22 protein-coding genes are annotated in these 20437 nt (G+C 68.8%); 3 read left to right on the forward strand and 19 right to left on the reverse strand.

The annotated features are described in order from the left end of the window. Window positions 1–2: 2 nt before the first annotated feature. A complete protein-coding gene (gene glmS, locus PYV02_RS04710; RefSeq protein ID WP_275756683.1) occupies window positions 3–1853 on the reverse strand; it encodes a glutamine--fructose-6-phosphate transaminase (isomerizing) in 1851 nt (616 codons plus the stop codon). Window positions 1854–1887: 34 nt separating this feature from the next. Here glmS and coaA point away from each other — a divergent pair, with 34 nt between their 5' ends. Next, the gene (gene coaA, locus PYV02_RS04715; protein ID WP_275756685.1) at window positions 1888–2835 is read left to right on the forward strand and encodes a type I pantothenate kinase; all 948 of its coding nucleotides are present in this window, start codon (window positions 1888–1890) and stop codon (window positions 2833–2835) included. Between the two features lie 99 nt (window positions 2836–2934). Continuing rightward, window positions 2935–5565 carry a LuxR family transcriptional regulator gene (locus tag PYV02_RS04720; RefSeq protein WP_275756687.1) on the forward strand — a complete coding sequence of 877 codons (2631 nt, stop codon included), beginning with the start codon at window positions 2935–2937 and terminating at the stop codon, window positions 5563–5565. A 62-nt stretch (window positions 5566–5627) separates the two neighbouring features. Here the strand turns inward: PYV02_RS04720 and PYV02_RS04725 are convergent, their stop codons facing one another. From PYV02_RS04725 to truA, 9 genes are all read right to left on the reverse strand, one after another. Then, complete coding sequence (locus tag PYV02_RS04725; protein ID WP_275756689.1) at window positions 5628–6449, reverse strand: Ig-like domain-containing protein; 822 nt, start codon at window positions 6447–6449, stop codon at window positions 5628–5630. Window positions 6450–6489: 40 nt separating this feature from the next. Next, window positions 6490–6912 carry a hypothetical protein gene (locus tag PYV02_RS04730; protein ID WP_275756691.1) on the reverse strand — a complete coding sequence of 141 codons (423 nt, stop codon included), beginning with the start codon at window positions 6910–6912 and terminating at the stop codon, window positions 6490–6492. 1 nt (window position 6913) lies between these two features. Beyond that, window positions 6914–7276 (reverse strand): hypothetical protein, encoded by a 363-nt coding sequence (locus PYV02_RS04735; protein WP_275756692.1) that lies wholly within the window; start codon window positions 7274–7276, stop codon window positions 6914–6916. A gap of 38 nt (window positions 7277–7314) precedes the next feature. Further along, window positions 7315–7908, reverse strand: coding sequence for a cadherin-like domain-containing protein (locus tag PYV02_RS04740; protein WP_275756694.1), 594 nt, complete (start codon window positions 7906–7908; stop codon window positions 7315–7317). A 202-nt stretch (window positions 7909–8110) separates the two neighbouring features. Continuing rightward, complete coding sequence (locus tag PYV02_RS04745) at window positions 8111–8464, reverse strand: group I truncated hemoglobin (RefSeq protein ID WP_275756696.1); 354 nt, start codon at window positions 8462–8464, stop codon at window positions 8111–8113. 175 nt (window positions 8465–8639) lie between these two features. Then, entirely contained in the window at window positions 8640–10004 is a 1365-nt protein-coding gene (gene glmM / locus PYV02_RS04750; protein ID WP_275756698.1) for a phosphoglucosamine mutase, read from the reverse strand. Window positions 10005–10020: 16 nt separating this feature from the next. Next, window positions 10021–10509, reverse strand: coding sequence for a 30S ribosomal protein S9 (gene rpsI, locus PYV02_RS04755; protein ID WP_275756700.1), 489 nt, complete (start codon window positions 10507–10509; stop codon window positions 10021–10023). A 30-nt stretch (window positions 10510–10539) separates the two neighbouring features. Further along, window positions 10540–10986, reverse strand: a complete 447-nt coding sequence (gene rplM / locus PYV02_RS04760) for a 50S ribosomal protein L13 (protein WP_275756702.1) — start codon at window positions 10984–10986, stop codon at window positions 10540–10542. A gap of 147 nt (window positions 10987–11133) precedes the next feature. Next, window positions 11134–12036, reverse strand: coding sequence for a tRNA pseudouridine(38-40) synthase TruA (gene truA / locus PYV02_RS04765; RefSeq protein WP_275756704.1), 903 nt, complete (start codon window positions 12034–12036; stop codon window positions 11134–11136). A 70-nt stretch (window positions 12037–12106) separates the two neighbouring features. On the opposite strand from truA, the gene PYV02_RS04770 reads away from it, so the two are divergent. Then, window positions 12107–13948 carry an acyltransferase family protein gene (locus PYV02_RS04770; protein WP_275756706.1) on the forward strand — a complete coding sequence of 614 codons (1842 nt, stop codon included), beginning with the start codon at window positions 12107–12109 and terminating at the stop codon, window positions 13946–13948. Here the strand turns inward: PYV02_RS04770 and PYV02_RS04775 are convergent. The 9 genes from PYV02_RS04775 to secY all read right to left on the reverse strand — a co-directional run bounded on the left by PYV02_RS04775 (window position 13945) and on the right by secY (window position 20363). Next, window positions 13945–14979: a GNAT family N-acetyltransferase gene (locus PYV02_RS04775; protein ID WP_275756708.1), complete on the reverse strand. Its 1035-nt coding sequence runs from the start codon at window positions 14977–14979 to the stop codon at window positions 13945–13947. The genes PYV02_RS04770 and PYV02_RS04775 overlap by 4 nt on opposite strands. A gap of 54 nt (window positions 14980–15033) precedes the next feature. Beyond that, window positions 15034–15651 carry a 50S ribosomal protein L17 gene (rplQ, locus tag PYV02_RS04780; RefSeq protein WP_275756710.1) on the reverse strand — a complete coding sequence of 206 codons (618 nt, stop codon included), beginning with the start codon at window positions 15649–15651 and terminating at the stop codon, window positions 15034–15036. A gap of 29 nt (window positions 15652–15680) precedes the next feature. Next, on the reverse strand, window positions 15681–16676 hold the full coding sequence (locus PYV02_RS04785) for a DNA-directed RNA polymerase subunit alpha (RefSeq protein WP_275756712.1): 996 nt from the start codon (window positions 16674–16676) through the stop codon (window positions 15681–15683). Between the two features lie 178 nt (window positions 16677–16854). Next, window positions 16855–17253: a 30S ribosomal protein S11 gene (gene rpsK / locus PYV02_RS04790; RefSeq protein WP_275756714.1), complete on the reverse strand. Its 399-nt coding sequence runs from the start codon at window positions 17251–17253 to the stop codon at window positions 16855–16857. 29 nt (window positions 17254–17282) lie between these two features. Further along, the gene (gene rpsM / locus PYV02_RS04795) at window positions 17283–17663 is read right to left on the reverse strand and encodes a 30S ribosomal protein S13 (protein WP_275756716.1); all 381 of its coding nucleotides are present in this window, start codon (window positions 17661–17663) and stop codon (window positions 17283–17285) included. Window positions 17664–17850: 187 nt separating this feature from the next. Next, window positions 17851–17967, reverse strand: coding sequence for a 50S ribosomal protein L36 (rpmJ, locus tag PYV02_RS04800; protein WP_129072182.1), 117 nt, complete (start codon window positions 17965–17967; stop codon window positions 17851–17853). A gap of 69 nt (window positions 17968–18036) precedes the next feature. Further along, entirely contained in the window at window positions 18037–18258 is a 222-nt protein-coding gene (gene infA / locus PYV02_RS04805; RefSeq protein ID WP_275756722.1) for a translation initiation factor IF-1, read from the reverse strand. 168 nt (window positions 18259–18426) lie between these two features. Continuing rightward, window positions 18427–19026, reverse strand: coding sequence for an adenylate kinase (locus PYV02_RS04810; RefSeq protein ID WP_275756724.1), 600 nt, complete (start codon window positions 19024–19026; stop codon window positions 18427–18429). Further along, window positions 19023–20363, reverse strand: coding sequence for a preprotein translocase subunit SecY (gene secY, locus PYV02_RS04815; protein ID WP_275756726.1), 1341 nt, complete (start codon window positions 20361–20363; stop codon window positions 19023–19025). Before secY ends, PYV02_RS04810 begins: the two co-directional genes overlap by 4 nt. Window positions 20364–20437 lie beyond the last annotated feature (74 nt).

A 20437-nucleotide genomic window follows, 5' to 3' on the forward strand; every position in this document is an offset into this window, starting at 1 on the left:
CGTCACTCGACCGTGACCGACTTGGCGAGGTTGCGCGGCTGGTCCACGTCGAGTCCCTTGGCCGACGCGAGTTCCATCGCGAAGATGTGCAGCGGCACCACCGCGAGCATCGGCTCGAAGAGGGGGCCGGCGAGCGGGATCGGCACGACCTCGTCCGCGAAGGGGAGCACCGCGGCATCCCCCTGCTCGGCGATGGCGATGACGCGAGCCCCGCGAGCCCGGATCTCCTGGATGTTGGAGACCACCTTCGCGTGCATCTCCCGCGACTGCCGGGGGCTCGGCACGATCACGATCACGGCCTGGCCCGGCTCGATCAGGGCGATCGGGCCGTGCTTGAGCTCGCCGGCCGCGAATCCCTCGGCGTGGATGTAGGCGAGTTCCTTGAGCTTGAGCGCACCCTCGAGCGCGATCGGATAGCCCACGTGGCGACCGAGGAAGATGACGGACTTGACCTCGGTCATCCAGTGGGCGAGCTGACCGATCTCGGCGGCGGTCGGCAGCACCTCGGCGATCTTGGCGGGGATCGACTGCAGTTCCGCGGTCGCGGCGGCCGCGTCATCGGCCGACAGGGTGCCGCGCACCCGGCCGAGGTGAAGGCCGAGCAGGTAGAGCGCCGTGACCTGGGCGAGGAACGCCTTGGTCGAGGCGACCGCGACCTCGGGACCGGCGTGCGTGTAGATCACGGCCTCGGAGGCGCGCGGGATCGAGGCGCCGTGCGTGTTGCAGATCGACAGCAGTCGCGCGCCGGACTCGCGCGCGTGGTTGACCGCCATGAGCGTATCCATGGTCTCGCCGGACTGGCTGATCGACACGACGAGCGTGCGCTCGGTGAGGATCGGGTTGCGGTAGCGGAACTCGTGCGAGAGCTCGACCTCGACGGGAACGCGAGCCCACTGCTCGATCGCGTACTTGCCGAGCATGCCCGCGTAGGCGGCCGTGCCGCACGCGATCACGATGATGCGATCGAGGTCGGCCAGCAGTGCGTCGCCGAGCGGCTCGAGCTCGTCCAGGCGCACCTGGCCGTCGTGCACGCGACCGAGGATCGTGTTGGCGACCGCATCCGGCTCTTCGCTGATCTCCTTCTTCATGAAGCTCGACCAGCCGCCCTTCTCGCTCGCCGAGGCATCCCAGGCGATCTCGAACTCGTCGGTCTCGACGCTCTGGCCCGCGAAGTCGGTGACGAGCACCGAATCGGGCCGGATGGTGACGATCTGGTCCTGCCCGATCGCGACCGCACGGCGGGTGAACTCCACGAAGGCGGCGACATCGGAGCCGAGGAAGTTCTCGCCATCGCCGAGCCCGATCACCAGCGGGGAATTTCGACGGGCGCCGACCACGACGCCGGGCTGATCCTCGTGCATCGCGAGCAGCGTGAATGCACCCTCCAGCCGGGCGACCACCAGCCGCATGGCCTCGGTGAGATCGCCCGTCTCCTGATAGGCGTGCCCCACCAGCAGCGCCGCGACCTCGGTGTCCGTCTCGCTGGTGAACTCGTCGCCCGCCGCAGCCAGCTCGGCCTTCAACTCCGCGAAGTTCTCGATGATGCCGTTGTGGATGAGGGCGAGCTTGCCCCCGTCGCCGAGGTGCGGATGGGCGTTGCGGTCGGTCGGACCGCCGTGGGTGGCCCAGCGGGTGTGCCCGATGCCCGTGGCGCCGTTCGGAATCGGATGCTCGTTCAGCTCGTCGACCAGAACCTGCAGTTTGCCCGCACGCTTACTGGTGTGCATGACACCGTCGGCACCGAGCACGGCAACGCCCGCGGAGTCGTATCCGCGGTACTCGAGGCGCTTGAGTCCGCCCAGCAGCACCTCGATGCTCTTGTCGTCCCCGACGTAACCCACGATTCCGCACATGGGGACCGATTCTAGTTGCCCTAGGCTGAATGCGATGTCTGAGACGGGAGTGCCCAACGGCCACGTCTCGCCGTTCCTCGAGCTCGATCGAGCCGATTGGACGGCCCTCGCGCCCACCATGACGGCTCCGTTGACCGCCACCGAGGTCGTCGAGCTGCGCGGTCTCGGTGACGAGCTCGATCTCGTCGAGGTGCAGGAGGTGTATCTGCCCCTCAGCCGGCTGCTCAACCTCTATGTCGAGGGCGCCCAACGGCTGCACGCCGCCACCTCGGAGTTCCTCGGCTCGCGCGGCGCCGGTACGCCGTTCGTGATCGGCATCGCAGGCTCCGTCGCGGTCGGCAAGTCCACGATCGCGCGACTGCTGCGGGAGTTGCTGCGGCGCTGGGAGGGGACCCCTCGAGTGGAGCTCGTCACCACCGACGGCTTCCTCCTGCCGAACGCCGAGCTTCAGCGGCGCGGCCTCATGGAACGCAAGGGCTTTCCCGAGTCCTACGACCGACGTGCGCTGCTGCGCTTCGTCAGTCAGGTCAAGAGCGGCGCGGCCCAGGTGCGTGCGCCGTTCTACTCGCACCTCGCCTACGACATCGTCCCGCGCGCCGAGATCGTGGTGAATGCGCCGGACGTGCTCATCGTCGAGGGCCTCAACGTGCTGCAGCCGGCCGCGCCCGGCCACAGCCTCGCCGTGAGCGATCTCTTCGACTTCACGATCTATGTGGATGCCAGAACCAGTGACATCGCCCGCTGGTACGAGGAGCGCTTCCTGCGCCTGCAGCGCGGCGCGTTCGCCAACCCTCAGTCGTTCTTCCACCGCTTCGCCGACCTCAGCGAGGACGAGGCACGAGCCAGAGCGCGCGGAATCTGGGCCGGCATCAACGAGCCCAACCTGGTGCAGAACATCCTGCCGACGCGCCCGCGAGCGTCGCTGGTGCTGCGCAAGGGCGCCGATCACGCCGTGTCGAGCGTGCTCATCCGCAAGACCTGACCGCCGCCTCTCGCGGCGACCGCACCAAAAGACGTTCCAGTGGCACAATAGTGTCGATTGCGGGCAGCACGGGGCCGCTGACGTCAGGAGAGGATGCGGGTGGAGGCCGGTCGCACGCTTCGGGGAGAGTGGCCGCTCGTTGGTCGCGATGAACTCATCGGCACCATCACGGCGAGCCTGCGGTCCCCGACCGCTTCGGTCGTCGTGCTCTGCGGCGCATCGGGGGTGGGCAAGTCCCGACTGGCGACCGAAGCTGCCGCGGCGCTCGGCGAGACCGAGTGGCTGACCATCCCGGTGAGCGCGAGCGATGCGATCGCCGCGATTCCCCTCGGCGCGCTCGCCCCCGCGCTCGCACAGTTGGGTGATGCCAGCCTCCCCGAGACCTCGACGGCGCTGTTCGACTCGGCACGGGCAGCGGTCGGCGCCGCCGCGCAGGGTCGTCGCGCGGTGATCCTCGTCGATGACATCTCCCGGCTCGACCCACTCTCGCTCGCCCTCGTGATCCAGCTCGTGAGCGCGGGCAGCGTCAAGCTCATCGCGACCCTGCCGGAGGGCGATCCACTCCCAGACGGCATCACCGCGATGTGGGCGGGCAACTCCGCCGTGCGCATCGACGTTCCCGCAATCACCCTCGAGCGGGTCAAGGAACTCCTCACTCACGTCTTGGACGGCCCCGTGGCCAACCGCACCGCCGTCGACCTCCGGCGCCTCTCCGGCGGCAACACCCTTTACCTCCGCGAACTGGTGATCGGCACCGTCGAGTCCGGCCGACTCTCGGTACGCGCCGGCGTCTGGCAGTTGCTTGCAGATCCCGTGGCCACGAGCGCGTTGCGTGAGCTCATTCGAGCGCGATTCGAGCGGCTCACGCCGGAGGCACGAGCCGTTGCAGAGCGGCTCGCGCTGTGCCAGCCGCTCGCCCTCGCTGACTTTCCCGATCGGGATGCGCGCACCCACGTGATCGAGATGGAAGGCGCCGGCCTTGCCCGAATCGCCGAATCCGACGGAGGGCTGGAGATCAGCCTCGCCCACCCGCAGTACGCCATCATCGTCCGCGAGGCGATGTCGCGGCTGCGAGTCATCGATGTGCTGCTCGAGACCGCCGAGCACGTGGCCGAGCGCGGTCGGGGCGACACCGACGACCTGCGGGTGGCGACCTGGCGACTCGATGCCGATGCACCATCGGATCCCGCGCTGCTCGCCCGCGCAGCCCGCCTCGCCGCGCTCGCGCAAGACCACCGGGGAGTCGTGCGCCTGACGTCGGCGGCGATCGACGCGGGCGCGGCCACCGCCCCCATGCTGCTCCTCAAGGGCGAGGCGCTGTGGACCCTGGGGCGCGATGCCGAAGCCGTGCCGGTGCTCGATCAGGCGGCCTCCGCCAACGACGACCCCGGCACCGACCCGACGCTCGGCGCGGATATCGCGCGCATGCGTGCCGCGGCGTACTGGGGCAGCGGCATGGGCGAACTGCCGGGTCTTGCGCTGCTGGATGCCGCCAGCCATCGCATGCCCGAGGCCGAGCCCGCGCTCGCCACGGCCCGCTCGGTGCTCTTGCTCTACCTCGAGGAGGCGACGCGCGCCCTCGCCGGCCTCCAAGACCCCGAAGAATCGCGTGACACGGCACTCCGACGTGCCGTGCGATCCGGATACCGCAGCCAGGCTCTTGCCGCCCGGGGTCGCGCGCAGGACTCGATTGCGGCGGCGCGGTACGCGGTCGAGTACGCGACCGCGTACGAGAGCGCCGCTCTGCCTCGACGGTGGTCCGAGATGCTGCTCGCGAGCGCACTGCTCCAGGCGGGCGATCCGGCGGCGGCCCGGGAGATCGCAACGGCCGCGCTCCACTCCGGCATGCAACACGACGACGAGGTCGTCGTGAGCTACAACGAGTTCACCCTGGGGCGCTGTCAGCTCGCGGTCGGGCGGCTCGATGCCGCCGCCAGGTGGTTTCGGGATGTCGCATCCGGCTCGCTCGACCGCGGGCCGCTCCCCTACGGCGACCAGGCCACAGCGGCCCTCGCGCTCACGCTGGCCTGGCAGGGGCGCCTCGCTGAGGCCGCGGATGCGCAACAGAGACTCGATCCGCACTATGCCGCGAATGACTCGCACGGCGTACTGGCGACGCTGTGGATCGCGGCCGTCACGGGTGATCGGTCCGACGCGACCGACGCGCTGATCGAGCGTGCCGAAGTCATCACGCAACGCGGCCACCACGTCAACGCCGGGATGCTCCTGCACGCGGCCACCCGGCTCGGTGCGGCCAAGCGGGCCGCCCCTGCGCTCGCGGCCCTCGCCGCCGAGAGCAGCTCGCCGGCGATCGAGATGCAGGCGGCCCATGCCGCGGCCGAGGCTGCGGACGACGCCGACGCCTTGCGGTCGGTCGGCGAGACCTGGGAACGCAGCAACCACCTGCTCTTCGCCGCCGAGGCCTACTCGTCCGCGTCGGCATCGGCCGCCCGCGGGGATCGCAAGCGCGAGGCCTCCTCGTTGCGCGGCCAGGCGCAGCGCCTCGCCGCGTTGTGCGAGGGCGCGGCGACCCCCTTGCTGCAGTTCGGCAGCGAGTGGGAACCGCTCACGCCGCGCGAACGCGAGATCGCGGGCCTCGCGGCCCAGGGGCTGAGCACGGCCGACATCGCCGCGCGGCTGTTCCTCTCGCCGCGCACGGTCGACAACCACCTCCAGGCAACGTACGCCAAGCTCGGCATCCGCGGTCGCGGCGAGCTCTCGGCGGGCTAGCCACCACGCCGAAACGGCCCCCGCCGGTTTCCCGGTGCGGAGGCCGTTCGATCGGTCGGGGATCAGCGTGCGGTACGCGTGCGGCGGATGCCCCACACCAGACCCGCGCTGCCCAGCGCCAGCAGCGCGAGCCCCGGAGCCAGCAGCCCCTCGGAGACCGTGCCGGTGTAGGCGAGCGTGGACTGCTCGACGACCGTGTCGTCGCCGGTGGGGACAGCGGGCGGGGTGACCTCGATGGTCACGAGAATCGGGTCGCTGACGAATCCATCATGATCGAGCCAATAGCTGAAGGTCTTGGTGCCGACGAATCCCGGTGCTGGCGTGTAGGTGAACTCACCGTAGACGTTCATGTCGATCTCACCCGTGGCATCGTCGTTGCCGCCGACGTGGGTCGAGTCCGGGTCGTTGTTGATCGTGCGATCCGCGGAGACCACGAGTTGGGTGTCCATGGGGGTCGTGTAGAAGTCGGGCGCTCCGATGAGTTGACCGTGCTCGACCTCGATCCAGACGTCGGCGGAGTTGCTCGCGTAGCCATCGCCCGCGAGGTCGTTGTAGATGAAGTGAGCCGTGCCCCAGAAGCCCGGGTCGGGGGTGAAAACGAAGCTGCCGTCGGCGGCGAAATCGAGCGTTCCGCCGTCGGAGAGCGTGACGGCGTCGACGCGAAGGTTGCCGTTGCCGCCGTCGGTGTCGTTGGCGAGCAGCCCGGCGGCGGCATCGATGGAGATCGGAACGTTGCGCGTGGTCCCATAGCCGTCGGTGTTGGCGACGGGCGGGAAGGTGGCATCCGCGGCGAGCGCCGCCGAGGAGAACAGGAGCGGTGCCGCGAGCGCCGTGCCGAGGGCGGCGAACGCGGTTGCGCTGCGCACGATGATGGTGCGGGACATGGGTTGAAGCCTTTCTGTCTGGTGTGACGTGGTGGGAGATCTAGAGCGGTCGAGCGAGCTCGAGGGTGAGGGTGGTATTCGGGGCGGCGGGGTCGAGGCTGACCGGGACCTTCGCGCCGGACTGCATCCGCCCGAGGTCGACCGCCGAGAGCACGGCCGTGTGGGCCGCAGCGAGCGGGATGCCCGAGGGCAGCACCACGAGCAGCTCGAGCTCGACGACCGACGCCTGGTTGATCTGCGCACCGGTGAGGCGGCAGGAGGTGACGGTCGCGATGGCCTCGACACGACGCGCCTGGCTCGCGGGATCCGAGGCCGCCGCGGCCTGCGCGTTCTGCGCGGCCATGGTGGCGTTGAGTCCATCGAGCCTGGACTGCATCGAGGCGAGGCTCGCGCCGACGTCGCTGCGCTTCTCGGAGGCCTTGGCCATGTCGGTCAGCCGAAAGTAGCTGTCGAGGAGGCCCATCTCAGGCCGCCGTGAAACGCTGGTTGAACGCGGCACCGACGGCGGGGTCGGACTGGATGCGCGCGGCCCAGCCGTCTTGGGCGATGGCCCAGTTCTCGGCGCTGACGCCGTAGGCCGCGGCCACGAGCGGAAGTTTCGCGGCGTCGTAGCCGTACGCCGCGATGCCCTTCGAGACCTTGACGTAGACGTCGAGGTCGACGCCGGCGATGGGCTCGAGCGCGGCCGCCGAGGGCACCGCCGGCGCGACGGCCGCTTGGGCCTGCTGCGCCTGCGCGTTGGCGGCGAGCTGGTTGGCGGACTCGATCAGATCTGGGGCGGCGTTCATCATCGCGCCCAGGTCTTTGACTGACTTGAAGAGGTTCATCTCGGTTTCCTTCGTGGTGTGGAGTTGGTGATCGGATTTCAGACGGCCAGGGCGCGGCGGCGGGAGTGCCACAGCGCGAGGCCGCCGAGCGAGAGCAAGGCCAGGGCGGGCGCAGCCATCCAGCCCGAGACCACGCCGGTGTAGGCGAGGGTGTCGAGGGGAGCGCTGTCGGTGTCCGTGGAGTCGGCGGGAGTGGCAGGCGCCACCGGTGCCGGATCGACCGGCGCCACCGGCGCCGCCTCCACCGTGATGCTCACGGTGCGCGAGTAGCTCCAGTGCTGGTGACCATCGTCGGCGTTGTAGTTGAACGTCGCGACGCCGATGAAGCCTGCGGCCGGCGTGAACGAGAACGAGCCGTCGGCGTTCATGGTGAGCTCGGCGGCGTCGTAGTTGTACACGTACCCGACGGTGAGCAGGTCGCCATCCGGGTCCGTGTCGTTGGCGAGGATGCCGTTGGCGGCATCGACGGTGAGGGTCGAGCCCTGCACCATGCCGTAGCTGTCGTCCCAGGCATCCGGAACGGTGTTGGGCGCGTCGTCGGCGTGGGCTGCGGTGGCACCGGCAAGACCGAGTGCCGCGACGCCGAGAACGGTGAGAGCACTGCACGTGGCAGTGGCGAGTGCGGTACGCATGGGGATTCCTTCTGAGTCACGTTGTCGCGCAGATTGCCGCGCAACATCAGACTCTCGGAGGTGCCCGTCGACGGCATGAGGGGCGATTGCTCAACTCCCCCGACCGCGACTACCTAGGTTCGTCGCGGCGCTACCCAGGTGATCGCCGGACCCGTCGACCGGCGCGCGGGCGCGCCAAGGCGCCTCCCCGCCGCGAGAAGTGCTAGGCCTGTACGACGAGCGGTCGCAGGCTCTCGAGCCTGCTCTCGACCTGGTCGACGACGCCGGGCGCAACGCCGAGGTCGGCGAGGGTCACGAGCAGATGCGTCGTCACGCTCGTGAACGCGGCATCCGTGATCGCCATGTCGTGATGGGCGGCACCGAGGTCGAGCCCGGTGAATACCTGAGGACCGTCGAGCGCTGCGGTGAGAAAGGCGCGCTGGTGGGCCTTGAGCCGGGTCATGTCGACGCCGTCGAACCATGCGGCGAGGGTCGGATCATCGGTCACGCGCCCGTACAAGACCGAAACGGCCGTCCTGAGGACGTCATTGCCGCCGATGTGCTCGTAGATGCTCATAGTGCCCTCAATCCAATGCAGAACGCCCCAGGCACTGCGCCGAGACAGACGCCGAGGGTGGCCGGTGGCAGCAGTCGCAAGGGCACGGCGCCAGACTAACGGTGCGCACGACGAGATGGGCGGGATGCCACTACTCAATCCCCGGGGCCGACTACTCAGTCGACGACGCCTGCCCTCAGCGGTGGGCGAGCCTCTGCTGCACGACCGCGGCGAGTTCGCCTGCGACCTCCTCAGCCACGTGCTGATGCTCGGCTTCGACCATCACGCGCACCATGGGTTCCGTGCCGGAGGGGCGCAGCAGCACGCGACCGGTATCACCGAGCCGCGCGGTCGCCGCCGCCACGGCATCCGCGATCACCGAGTCGGAGCCCAGCCTGTGATGATCCACGTCGCGAACGTTCACGAGCACCTGCGGATACACCGTCATCACGCTCGCGAGGTCGGCGAGCGTACGACCGGTGCGGGCCATCTCTGCGACCAGATGCAACCCGGTCAAGACGCCATCGCCCGTCGTCGCGAACCGGGTCATGATGACGTGTCCGGATTGCTCACCGCCGAGGGACAGTCCCCGTTCGGCGAGCGCCTCGAGCACGTACCGGTCACCGACCGCGGTCTCGACCACCGTGATGCCGTGCTCGCTCATCGCCCGGTGGAGTCCGAGGTTGCTCATCACGGTGGCGACGAGGGTGTTCTCCGCGAGCACGCCGCGCTCGGCCATCGAGACGGCGAGGATCGCCATGATCTGATCGCCGTCGACGACGTTGCCCTGTGCGTCCACGGCGAGGCAACGGTCGGCGTCGCCGTCGTGCGCGATCCCGAGGTCCGCCCCGGCAGCGACGACTGCGGCGGCGAGGTGCTCGAGGTGGGTCGATCCGACGCCGTCGTTGATGTTGATGCCGTCGGGGTCGGCCGCGATCACGGTGACGCGGGCGCCGGCATCCGTGAACACCTGCGGGGAGACACCCGACGCGGCACCGTGCGCGCAGTCCAGCACGACGTGAATGCCGTCGAGCCGATGCGGCAACGTGCCGAGCAGGTGCACGATGTAGCGATCTTCCGCGTCCGCGAAGCGTCGGATACGACCGACGTCGCCGCCCTTGGGCGCGATCTTCGGTTCGCCGATGGCGGCTTCGATGCGATCTTCGACTTCATCGGGCAGCTTCGTGCCGCCCGTGGCGAAGAACTTGATGCCGTTGTCGGGGGCCGGGTTGTGCGAGGCCGAGATCATCACGCCGAGATCGGCCTTGGCATCCGCGACGAGGAATGCCAGTGCGGGCGTGGGAATCACTCCGGCGTCGTAGACATCCACACCCGAACTCGCGAGCCCGGCCGCGACCGCCGAGGCGATGAACTCGCCCGAGATCCTCGGATCCCTGGCGATGACCGCGGACGGCCGACGACCGGAGGCGCGTCGGCCGTCGGCGACGCGCCCCTTGCCGAGCACGACGGCGGCCGCCTGGGCGAGCCCGAGCGACAGCTCGACGGTCAGCTCGCCGTTGGCAAGGCCGCGTACGCCATCCGTTCCGAAGAGACGAGGCATCGTCTGCCCGGTCGGATCAGCGCTTCGAGAACTGCGACGCCTTGCGCGCCTTCTTGAGACCGGCCTTCTTGCGCTCGATGACGCGGGCGTCACGAGTGAGGAAGCCCGCCTTCTTGAGCGCGGGACGGTTGTTCTCGCGGTCGATCTCGTTGAGGGCGCGCGCGATCGCGAGGCGAAGGGCACCGGCCTGGCCGGAGGGGCCACCCCCGGTGATCTTGGCCGTCACGTCGTAGGAGCCGAGGAGGTCGAGCACCTTGAACGGGTCGTTGATGAGCTGCTGGTGCAGCTTGTTGGGGAAGTACTCGGCGAGTTCACGCCCGTTGACGACCGCGGTGCCGGAGCCGGGCACGATCCGCACGCGGGCGATCGCCTCCTTGCGGCGGCCGACGGCGGAGCCGGGCACGTTGAGCACGGCACGGGGCGCCTTGGGCGCCGCGTCCGCGGGGGTCTCGGTCGAGTAGGTCTCGAGCACACCCGCGTCGATGGAGTCTTCGATCTTGGCCACTTGGTTCAGTCCTTGGTATTCAGCGGGCCGCTACTGGGCGACCTGGGAGAGGGTGTACGGCTTGGGCTGCTGGGCAGCGTGCGGGTGCTCGGCACCCGCGTAGACCTTGAGCTTGGCGAGCTGCTGGCGGCCGATCGAGTTCTTCGGCAGCATGCCCCGCACCGCCTTCTCGACCGCGCGGGTCGGGTGCTTCTCGAGCATCTCGGCGTAGGTGGTGGCCGTCAGGCCGCCCGGGTATCCCGAGTGACGGTACGCCTTCTTCTGCGCGAGCTTGGCGCCGGTGAGCGCCACCTTCTCGGCGTTGATGATGATGACGAAGTCGCCCATGTCCATGTGGGGGGCGAAGGTGGGCTTGTGCTTGCCACGGAGCAGGGTCGCGGCGTGGCTCGCGAGCCGGCCGAGGACGATGTCCGTAGCGTCGATGACGACCCAGTCGCGCTGAACGTCAGCGGGCTTGGGTGAGAACGTGCGAGTCACAGGAATGCTGCTTTCGGTTGATCGGATGAGTGGTTCGTGAATCCCGCTCCGGTGGGCCGTTCGCCGACGATGTCGGAGAACCACCCGTGTGCTTCGCAGCACTGGAGGGCTCATGATCGGGCGCCCATAAGGCACCAAGGGTCTACTCTAGCTCAGGTTCAGGCGTGCGGACAAGCCGACCTCTGCGTCGCGACGGGCGCGCGTCTGCTCCGCGCGTGCGGCCAGGTCGTGATCCGGCGGATAGCCGACCTCGAGCAGCGTCAGCCCTGCCGCCGGCATCACCTTGAACTCGTTCGTGCGCACCGCTTCGTCCCGCACCGAGACCGCCCGATCGGCCTCCAGCTTTCCCTCTCCGACCGCGACCGTCGCCCCGACCAGGGCACGCACCATGCTGTGGCAGAACGCATCGGCCTGCAGGCGCGCCACGAGCACGCCGTCGGCCTCACGCGTCCACGAGAAGTGCTGCAACTCGCGGATCGTGGTCGCGCCCTCCCGGGGACGGCAGTACGCCGCCCAGTCGTGCAGTCCGGCGAGTTCGCGGGCCGCGGCATCCATCGCGGCATGGTCGAGTTCGGCGGGGTACCAGACCGTGTGACGACGCAGGAGCGGGTTCCTGGTGGCGGCGGGATCCGCGATGCGGTACTCGTATCGGCGCCAGAGCGCGGAGAACCGCGCATCGAAGGCGGCGGGAGCGAACGCTGCCGCGCCGACCACCACGTCGGCCTTCAGCCCGGCGATGCCGTTGAGCCGAGCGCGCAGCGCGCCGGGCGCCAGCTCGCGCGAGCGCGGTGGGCGCTGACGCATCAGGGCCGCGATCTGCGCCTCCAGCAGGTCGAGGTGCGCCACCTGCCCCGTGGCGTGGACGCCGGCATCCGTGCGTCCCGCCACGACCAGCCGCGGCGCGGGTCCGTAGCGTCCCAACACGGTCTCGAGCGCCGCTTCGAGCTCGCCCTGCACGGTGCGCTGGCCGGGTTGCCGCGCCCAACCGTTGAAGTCCGTTCCGTCGTAGGCGAGGTCCAGTCGCACACGCGTGGCGGGTTCCTCGGTCACGATGCCATGGTAGGCGCCCCGGTGGGCCGGGACCCCCCGCGAGTAGTCTTGTGCTCGGAACCCCGACACCATGACCTCCGCAACGACGCCCTCCGCCCCCGCACGTCTGGGCGGACTCGACGGGCTCCGGGCGATCGCGGTGCTCGCCGTGATGGCCTACCACTTCCTGCCGTCCACGCTCGTCGGCGGCTACGTCGGCGTCGACGTCTTCTTCGTGATCAGCGGGTTCCTGATCACGGGACTTCTCGTGCGCGAGCACGCCGCGCACGGTCGCATCGGTCTTCGCGCGTTCTGGGCTCGTCGTGCCCGGCGCCTGCTCCCCGCGCTCGCCCTCGTGGTGATCGTGTGCTCGTCCGTGGCGGCCTACGTCGGCGGCGACGTGCTCGTCGGTCTCGGTCGCCAGGTGCTCGGCGCTGCGACCTTCAGCATCAACTGGATCTTCATCGCCGAGGGTGCGAGCTATTTCGACAGTTCGACACCCGAGCTGTTCCGCAACCTCTGGTCCCTGGCGGTCGAGGAGCAGTTCTACCTCGTCTGGCCGCTGGCGATGCTCCTCCTGCTGCTGGTGCGCAGGCGCGCGGTCCGCGCGTCGATCGCGGGCGCGCTCGCCGTGGCCTCCGCCGTGGCGATGGGCCTCCTGGCCGGCGACGACGGCACCCGCGTGTACTACGGCACGGACACGCACAGCTTCGGGCTCGCGCTCGGTGCCGCGCTCGCGTTCCTGCTCGAGGCGCGCTTCACGCCGGCTGGGGATGCCCCGCCCCGCACCCAGCGGATCGTGCTGCCCCTCGTGGGCGCCGCCGCCCTCGCCGGCGTTCTGGCCATCGCCGCGCTGCTGCCCGAGGACGCCGCGTTCACCACTCGCGGCGGACTCGCGCTCGCCAGTGCGCTCACCGCGATCGCGATCCTCGGCGCGACCGTCCCGGACTCGTGGCTGGGGCGCGCCCTCGACGTCCAGCCCCTGCGCTGGATCGGCGAGCGCTCCTACGGCCTGTACCTCTGGCACTGGCCCGTGCTCGTGCTCTTGGCGGCATCGGTGCCCGCGGTCGCGGGATGGTGGGTGGTCCCTGTTGCGGCTCTCGTCGTCACGGTCGCCGCGGCGGCAGCCTCCTACCGCTTCGTGGAGACTCCGGTGCGCCGACTGGGCTTCACCGGCAGTCTGCGTCTCATTCGCGCGCGACTGCGCTCCGGCGGTCGCCGGGTGCTGGCCTGGAGCGCCGTGACCCTCACCGCCATCGCCCTTCTGGCCGGTGTCGGCCTCACCGGCGCTGCCATCGCACTCGATCCCGGCACGGGTGAAGCGCAGTCGGAGATCGACGAGGGCGCGGCACGCCTTGCGCTTCCGGGCTACGCCGTCGCCCCACGACGTCCGCAGCCGCTGCCCACCGGCGACCAGATCTACGCGCTCGGCGACTCGGTGATGCTCTCCGCGGTGCCCGAACTGCAGGAGGCGTTCCCCGGCATCGCGATCGACGCCTCGGTGTCACGGCAGCTCAGCGATGCCGAGCCGCTCGTCGCCGCGCTGGCGGCCTCCGGCGCTCTGCGCCCGATCCTGGTGATCGGGCTCGGCACGAACGGCTGGATCGACGCCGCGGCGCTGCCCCGGATCCTCGAACTGGTGGGCCGTGATACCCAGCTGATCGTGGTCAATGTGCAGGCGCCGCGGGACTGGACTCCCGAGGTCAACGCGATCCTGGCGGAGTTCGCCCGCTCGAAGCGCGATGTCGAGCTGTCGAACTGGCACGACGCGATCCAGCCGCACCTGGATGTGCTCGCCTACGACGACATCCATATGGGCCCCGCCGGCGCCCGCATCTACACGGCCGCCCTCGCCGATGCCTTGCAGCGCTTGGCCGAGCTCCCGCCGCTCGTGCACGACAACGAGCGCGGCGACGCAGCCCGCCCGGTCTAGAACACCTTCGTGTAGCTGGCGCTGCTGGCCGATTCCGCGAAGCCGAGGCCGGTGTAGAGGCCGAGCGCTCCGGTCGGGCTCTCGGAGTCGACGTCGAGCACCAGCTTCTGGATGCCGTCCGCGGCCACTGCGCGAATCGTGCGCGAGAGCAGGGCCGATGCGAGGCCGCGTCCGCGCCAGTCCCGCCTCGTTCCCACCAGGTCGACGTAGCCGGAGGTGAAACCCTGCAGCGGCCAGTCCTGCTCGTTGGCTTGGGCGAGCACGAAGCCGACGACCTGCCAGCCGCCCGCGGCATCCTCGCCGAGTGCGACGAACGACCACTCGGGCCGTGAGACCCGGCGCCGCGCGAAGGCGAGCCAGGCCTCCTCGCTCACCGGCAGGCTGCCCCAGTGGTCGCGGAACGCGTCGTTGCGAGCGAGCCTGGTCGACTCCCAGAGATCCTCCGTGAACGGCTCGATGCGCACGCCCTCCGGCGCGGGCCGATCCCGCACCGGGTCGGCGAGGTCGCGGGTGACCTCGAGAAAGTACCGCGCGGGCGCGAATCCGGTTCGCTCGAGCAGCCGCCGGGTCTCGACGGCTCCGGAATCGGCGTAGCTCACGAGCCAGCCCGGCAGCTCCGCATCGGATGTCGCGAGCTGCTGACGTCCGCGACCCTCCTGCCAAGCGAGCAGCTGCCGCCCGAGCCCGAGCCCGCGGGCGCTCGGCCGCACTCCGCCGGCGAGGATCGAGCGCACCAAGGTCTCGCGGTCCGGCGTCGCGATCACCACGCCCCAGGCGAGCACGCGACCGTCGGGCGCGACCGCGACGATCGTGTCCCGCCCGAGGTCGACGTAGCTCAGCCGGAAGTCGTCCTCGATCTCCTCGCGGCTGATGACGTATCGCGGGTGGTCGACCGCGGCGATCGCCATCTCGCAATCGAGGATCGCATCGACATCCGCTTCGGTCGCGGCCCTCCAGGTCGCCTCAGGCGTCGCCGCTGGGCGTTCGAGCGAGCGCGGCGCGCGCACCCTGCTGCTGAGCGATTCGACCATGGTTCAACAGTAAAGGCCCCGCACGATGACGGGGCCCTCACTGTCGACGCGGTACTACTTGGCTTCGCCCTCGGCGCTCGCCTCGGCATCGGCGTCGGCGACCTCAGCGGCGACCGTGACGTCCTCGATGTCGGAGGTGGACTCCGCTGCGGCCTCCTCGACGGACTCCGTGGCGGTCTCCTCGGCGACGGGCGCCTCCTCGACGGCTGCGTCCTCGGCGGGCGTCTCCTCGGCGGCGGGCGCGGCCTTCGCCGGCGCGGCCTTCGCGGAGTCCGCTGCAGCGGCCTTCTTCGCCGACTTCGGCTTCGGGTTCACCGGCTCGAGCACCAGCTCGATCTGCACCATCGGAGCGTTGTCGCCCTTGCGGAAACCGAGCTTGGTGATGCGGGTGTATCCGCCCTCACGGTGCTCGACGAGCGGTGCGATCTCGGTGAAGAGCTCGTGCACGACCGACTTGTCGCCGATGACGGCGAGCACGCGGCGACGCGCGTGCAGGTCACCGCGCTTGGCGAAGGTGATGAGGCGCTCTGCGACCGGACGCAGGCGCTTGGCCTTCGTCTCCGTCGTCTTGATGCTCTTGTGCGTGAACAGGGCCGCGGCGAGGTTCGCGAGCAGCAGGCGCTCGTGGGCCGGGCCGCCGCCGAGGCGGGGTCCCTTAGTGGGTGTAGGCATGGTTCTCGTTCTCCAGGTTCAAACGCGGGCTACGCGTTGGTCTCGTCATCGTCGTAGCCGCCGTAGAAGTGCGCCCCGTCGAAACCGGGAACACTGTCCTTGAGCGAGAGGCCCATCTCGACGAGCTTGTCCTTCACCTCGTCGACCGACTTCTGGCCGAAGTTGCGAATGTTCATGAGCTGCGTCTCGCTCAGCGCCACGAGCTCGCTGACCGTGTTGATGCCCTCACGCTTGAGGCAGTTGTAGCTGCGCACGCTCAGGTCGAGGTCCTCGATCGGCATGCTGAGCTCGCTCGAGAGCACGGCGTCCACCGGAGCGGGGCCGATCTCGATGCCCTCGGCTGCGGTGTTAAGCTCGCGGGCGAGACCGAACAGCTCCGTCAGCGTGCGCCCGGCGGACGCGACCGCGTCACGCGGGGTGATCGCGGACTTGGTCTCGACATCCACGACCAGGCGGTCGAAGTCGGTGCGCTCACCGGCACGAGTGGCCTCGACGCGGTAGGTGACCTTCAGCACGGGCGAGTAGATCGAGTCGACCGGAATCTGGCCGGCCTCGCTGAACTCGCTGCGGTTCTGGGTGGCCGAGACGTATCCGCGACCGCGCTCGATGGTGAGCTCGAGCTCGAACTTCGCCTTGTCGTTGAGCGTGGCGATGACGAGCTCGGGGTTGTGGATCTCGACACCCGCGGGAGCGGAGATGTCCGCCGCGGTGACCTCGCCCGCACCCTGCTTGCGCAGGTAGGCCGTGATGGGCTCGTCGTGCTCGCTGGAGACGACCAGGTTCTTGATGTTGAGGATGATCTCGGTGACATCCTCCTTGACCCCCGGCACGGTGCTGAACTCGTGCAGCACACCGTCGATGCGGATGCTGGTGACGGCGGCCCCCGGGATGGAGGAGAGCAGCGTGCGACGCAGGGAGTTGCCGAGCGTGTAGCCGAAGCCGGGCTCGAGCGGCTCGATCACGAACCGCGAGCGGAACTCGGAGATATTCTCCTCGGCGAGTGTGGGGCGCTGTGCGATGAGCACTGGTGTTTCCTTTCGGCGAGGTGTCCGCTATTTGACACCTGAATACGACGAGTGGCTGGCCCGTCGGTCTATTGAGTTGTTACGTGTGGTCGTGCTGGTGTCGGCCTATGAACCGAGGCCGAGACGGCCTCGGCGTTTAGCCGAGCGGAGGCCAGAAATGGCCTCCGCTCCTATCGAGCTAAACGCGGCGGCGCTTGGGCGGACGGCACCCGTTGTGCGCCTGGGGCGTCACGTCGTTGATCGACCCGACCTCGAGGCCCGCGGCCTGGAGGGAGCGGATCGCGGTCTCACGGCCGGAACCCGGCCCCTTGACGAAGACGTCGACCTTCTTCATGCCGTGCTCCTGCGCCTGGCGCGCGGCGGACTCCGCAGCGAGCTGGGCGGCGAACGGCGTCGACTTGCGCGATCCCTTGAAACCGACAGCGCCGGACGATGCCCAGCTGATGACGGCCCCGCTGGGGTCGGTGATCGAGACGATCGTGTTGTTGAACGTCGACTTGATGTGGGCCTGGCCCAGCGCGATGTTCTTCTTTTCCTTCTTGCGCGGCTTGCGCGCAGCGGCCTTCGGTGCAGCCATGTTCGTTCTCTCCTAAACCTGGCGGCCCGCTACTTGCGGCCGGCCTTCTTCTTGCCGGCAACGGTGCGCTTCGGACCCTTGCGGGTACGGGCGTTGGTCTTGGTGCGCTGCCCGTGCACGGGCAGGCCGCGACGGTGGCGGATGCCCTGGTACGAGCCGATCTCGACCTTGCGACGGATGTCGGCCGCGACCTCACGACGGAGGTCACCCTCCACCTTGAAGTTCAGCTCGATGTAGTCGCGCAGTGCGATGAGCTGGTCATCCGTGAGGTCCTTGACCCGGATGTCCTTGTCGATGCCGGTGTCGGCGAGGGTCTTGAGCGACCGCGTGCGGCCGACCCCGTAGATGTACGTCAGTGCGACCTCAACGCGCTTGTCGCGCGGGATGTCGACGCCTGCCAGACGTGCCATGGTGGCTTCTCCCTTATGGAGTCATGTGGAGGTGATGGACAGTTCCGGTGCCTGGGCCTCCAACCCTGGGTGTCCCCGGTGATCGATCGAAGTCGAGATCCGGATCTTGGAACTGCTCTGTGTATTCAGTTGTTGCTGTGGTGATCGAGCCCGTCGAGACCTCGACGTCGCTCGATCACCGACCCTGCTAGCCCTGGCGCTGCTTGTGCCGCGGGTTGCTCTTGCAGATGACCATCACGCGACCGTTGCGGCGGATGACGCGGCAGTGGTCACAGATCGGCTTGACGCTGGGGTTGACCTTCATGATTGTTTCCTTGCACTCGCTGTCTTCGTACTCGCGGTGTGCCGCGAGCCGTTACTTTCCAGCGGGCCCTTACTTGTAGCGGTACGTGATGCGGCCGCGGGTCAGGTCGTACGGGCTCAGCTCCACAACCACGCGGTCCTCCGGGAGGATCCTGATGTAGTTCTGGCGCATCTTCCCCGAGATGTGCGCGAGCACCCTGTGTCCGTTGCTCAACTCAACGCGGAACATCGCGTTGGGGAGAGCTTCGATCACTGCGCCCTCGATCTCGATGACACCGTCTTTCTTGGCCATAGCCTCTTCGTCGCTAGAAGGTTGGGTCCGCCGGTCTGCGGTAGGTTCGGTGCTGCGTCTCGCGAGGAGACAGAAGGCACGACAAAGTCGGCCGGAAGCACCAAGGGTCGAGCCTACGCGATTTCGGCGTGTTGCGCCAGTCGTTCGCGGAAAGCGAAGGAAGGGATGCTACGCGCTCGCCGCGTCGGGCTGCGCGATTCCGCGACCCGCCAACGCTGCAGCGATGCGCTCGGTGACCTCGTCGATCGGACCGAGGGCATCCACCTTCACGAGCACGCCACGCGCGGCGTAGATGTCGATGAGCGGCTCGGTCTGCTCGCGGTACACCTCGAGACGGTGGCGCACCACTGCCTCGTCGTCGTCCGTGCGTCCCTGCTCGTGCGCGCGCTTGCGCAGGCGCTCCACGACCACGTCGGGGTCCGCGACGAGCTCGACCACAGCATCCAGGCCCGTGCCGTGCTCGGCGAGGAACTCGTCGAGCTCGCGCACCTGGTCGGTCGTGCGGGGGTAGCCGTCGAGCAGGAAACCGTTCGCCGCGTCCGCCTCGGCGAGACGGTCCCGGATGAGCGCGTTCGTGAGCTCGTCCGGCACGTTGTCGCCGGCATCCATGTAGGCCTTCGCCTTCTTGCCGAGCTCGGTCTCGTTCTTGACGTTGCTGCGGAAGATGTCCCCAGTGGAGATCGCGGGCACCAGGTAGGCCTCGGACAGCCGCACCGCCTGGGTGCCCTTGCCGGCACCGGGCGGGCCGATGAGCAGGAGCCGGGTCAACGCAGGAGCCCCTCGTAGTGACGCTGCTGCAGTTGCGAGTCGATCTGCTTCACCGTCTCCAGACCGACGCCGACGATGATCAGGATGCTGGCACCGCCGAACGGGAAGTTCTGGTTCGCACCCACCGTCGCCAGGGCGATGAGCGGGATCAGGGCGATGAGGCCCAGGTACAGCGAGCCGGGAAGCGTCACCCGCGTCAACACGTAGTCGAGGTACTCGGCGGTGGGACGGCCGGCGCGGATGCCCGGGATGAACCCGCCGTACTTCTTCATGTTGTCCGCGACCTCTTCGGGGTTGAAGGTGATCGCGACGTAGAAGTAGGTGAACCCGACGATCAGCAGGAAGTACAGCGCCATGTAGAGCGGGTTGTCGCCCGACGTCAGGTTGTTCTGGATCCAGACCACCCAGGGCGCGGGACCGACCCCGTCGGCGACATCCTGAGAACTGGGCTGGTTGAACTGGGCGATGAGCGCCGGCAGATACAGCAACGACGAGGCGAAGATGACGGGCACGACGCCGGCCATGTTCACCTTGATCGGGATGTAGGTATTGTTGCCGCCGTAGGTGCGCCGACCGACCATCCGCTTCGCATACTGCACGGGGATGCGCCGCTGGGACTGCTCGACGAACACGACCGCGCCCATGATGACGATGCCCACCACGATCACCAGCAGGAAGATCTCCGTGCCGTTCGAGGTCTGGATCGACCACAGCGCGCTCGGGAAGGTCGCGGCGATCGAGGTGAAGATCAGCAGCGACATGCCGTTGCCGATGCCGCGCTCGGTGATGAGCTCGCCCATCCACATGATGAGGCCGGTGCCGGCGGTCATCGTGATGACCATGAGCAGGATCGCGTACCAGGCATCGTTGGTGATGAGCTGGCTGCACTCCGCGACGCCCGAGTTCGACGGGAAGAGCGCTCCGCTGCGAGCCACCGTGATGAGCGTGGTGGACTGCAGCACGCCGAGCGCGATGGTGAGGTAACGGGTGTACTGCGTCAGCTTCGACTGGCCGGCCTGGCCCTCCTTGTAGAGGGTCTCGAAGTGCGGGATGACCACGCGCAGAAGCTGCACGATGATCGAGGCCGTGATGTAGGGCATGATGCCCAGCGCGAAGATGGACAGCTGCAGCAGTGCTCCACCGCTGAACAGGTTGACCAGGTCGTAGAGCCCCGCGGTGTTGGCGTTGCTCGCGAGACAGATCTGCACGTTGCCGAAGTCGACGAACGGTGCTGGGATGAACGACCCGAGGCGGAAGAGCGCGACGATGCCGAGCGTGAACCCGATCTTCCTACGAAGGTCGGGCGTGCGGAATATCCGCGCGACAGCTCTGAACACAACGCCTCCGTTACTGAAGTAAAGCAATCGGGTGGGGGCTCCGCCAGGAAGCCCCCACCCGGTAGACCCGATGG

This window comes from Antiquaquibacter metalliresistens (genome assembly GCF_029211225.1).
In the GTDB taxonomy this organism is placed as follows: domain Bacteria; phylum Actinomycetota; class Actinomycetes; order Actinomycetales; family Microbacteriaceae; genus Rhodoglobus; species Rhodoglobus metalliresistens.

Bases quoted from the DNA above. Each gene is read 5' to 3' on its own strand.
- glmS (WP_275756683.1), bottom strand. From the start codon at position 1,853: ATGTGCGGAATCGTGGGTTACGTCGGGGACGACAAGAGCATCGAGGTG.
- coaA (WP_275756685.1), top strand. From the start codon at position 1,888: ATGTCTGAGACGGGAGTGCCCAACGGCCACGTCTCGCCGTTCCTCGAG.
- PYV02_RS04725 (WP_275756689.1), bottom strand. From the start codon at position 6,449: ATGTCCCGCACCATCATCGTGCGCAGCGCAACCGCGTTCGCCGCCCTC.
- PYV02_RS04730 (WP_275756691.1), bottom strand. From the start codon at position 6,912: ATGGGCCTCCTCGACAGCTACTTTCGGCTGACCGACATGGCCAAGGCC.
- PYV02_RS04735 (WP_275756692.1), bottom strand. From the start codon at position 7,276: ATGAACCTCTTCAAGTCAGTCAAAGACCTGGGCGCGATGATGAACGCC.
- PYV02_RS04740 (WP_275756694.1), bottom strand. From the start codon at position 7,908: ATGCGTACCGCACTCGCCACTGCCACGTGCAGTGCTCTCACCGTTCTC.
- PYV02_RS04745 (WP_275756696.1), bottom strand. From the start codon at position 8,464: ATGAGCATCTACGAGCACATCGGCGGCAATGACGTCCTCAGGACGGCC.
- glmM (WP_275756698.1), bottom strand. From the start codon at position 10,004: ATGCCTCGTCTCTTCGGAACGGATGGCGTACGCGGCCTTGCCAACGGC.
- PYV02_RS04770 (WP_275756706.1), top strand. From the start codon at position 12,107: ATGACCTCCGCAACGACGCCCTCCGCCCCCGCACGTCTGGGCGGACTC.
- PYV02_RS04775 (WP_275756708.1), bottom strand. From the start codon at position 14,979: ATGGTCGAATCGCTCAGCAGCAGGGTGCGCGCGCCGCGCTCGCTCGAA.
- rplQ (WP_275756710.1), bottom strand. From the start codon at position 15,651: ATGCCTACACCCACTAAGGGACCCCGCCTCGGCGGCGGCCCGGCCCAC.
- rpsK (WP_275756714.1), bottom strand. From the start codon at position 17,253: ATGGCTGCACCGAAGGCCGCTGCGCGCAAGCCGCGCAAGAAGGAAAAG.
- rpsM (WP_275756716.1), bottom strand. From the start codon at position 17,663: ATGGCACGTCTGGCAGGCGTCGACATCCCGCGCGACAAGCGCGTTGAG.
- rpmJ (WP_129072182.1), bottom strand. From the start codon at position 17,967: ATGAAGGTCAACCCCAGCGTCAAGCCGATCTGTGACCACTGCCGCGTC.
- infA (WP_275756722.1), bottom strand. From the start codon at position 18,258: ATGGCCAAGAAAGACGGTGTCATCGAGATCGAGGGCGCAGTGATCGAA.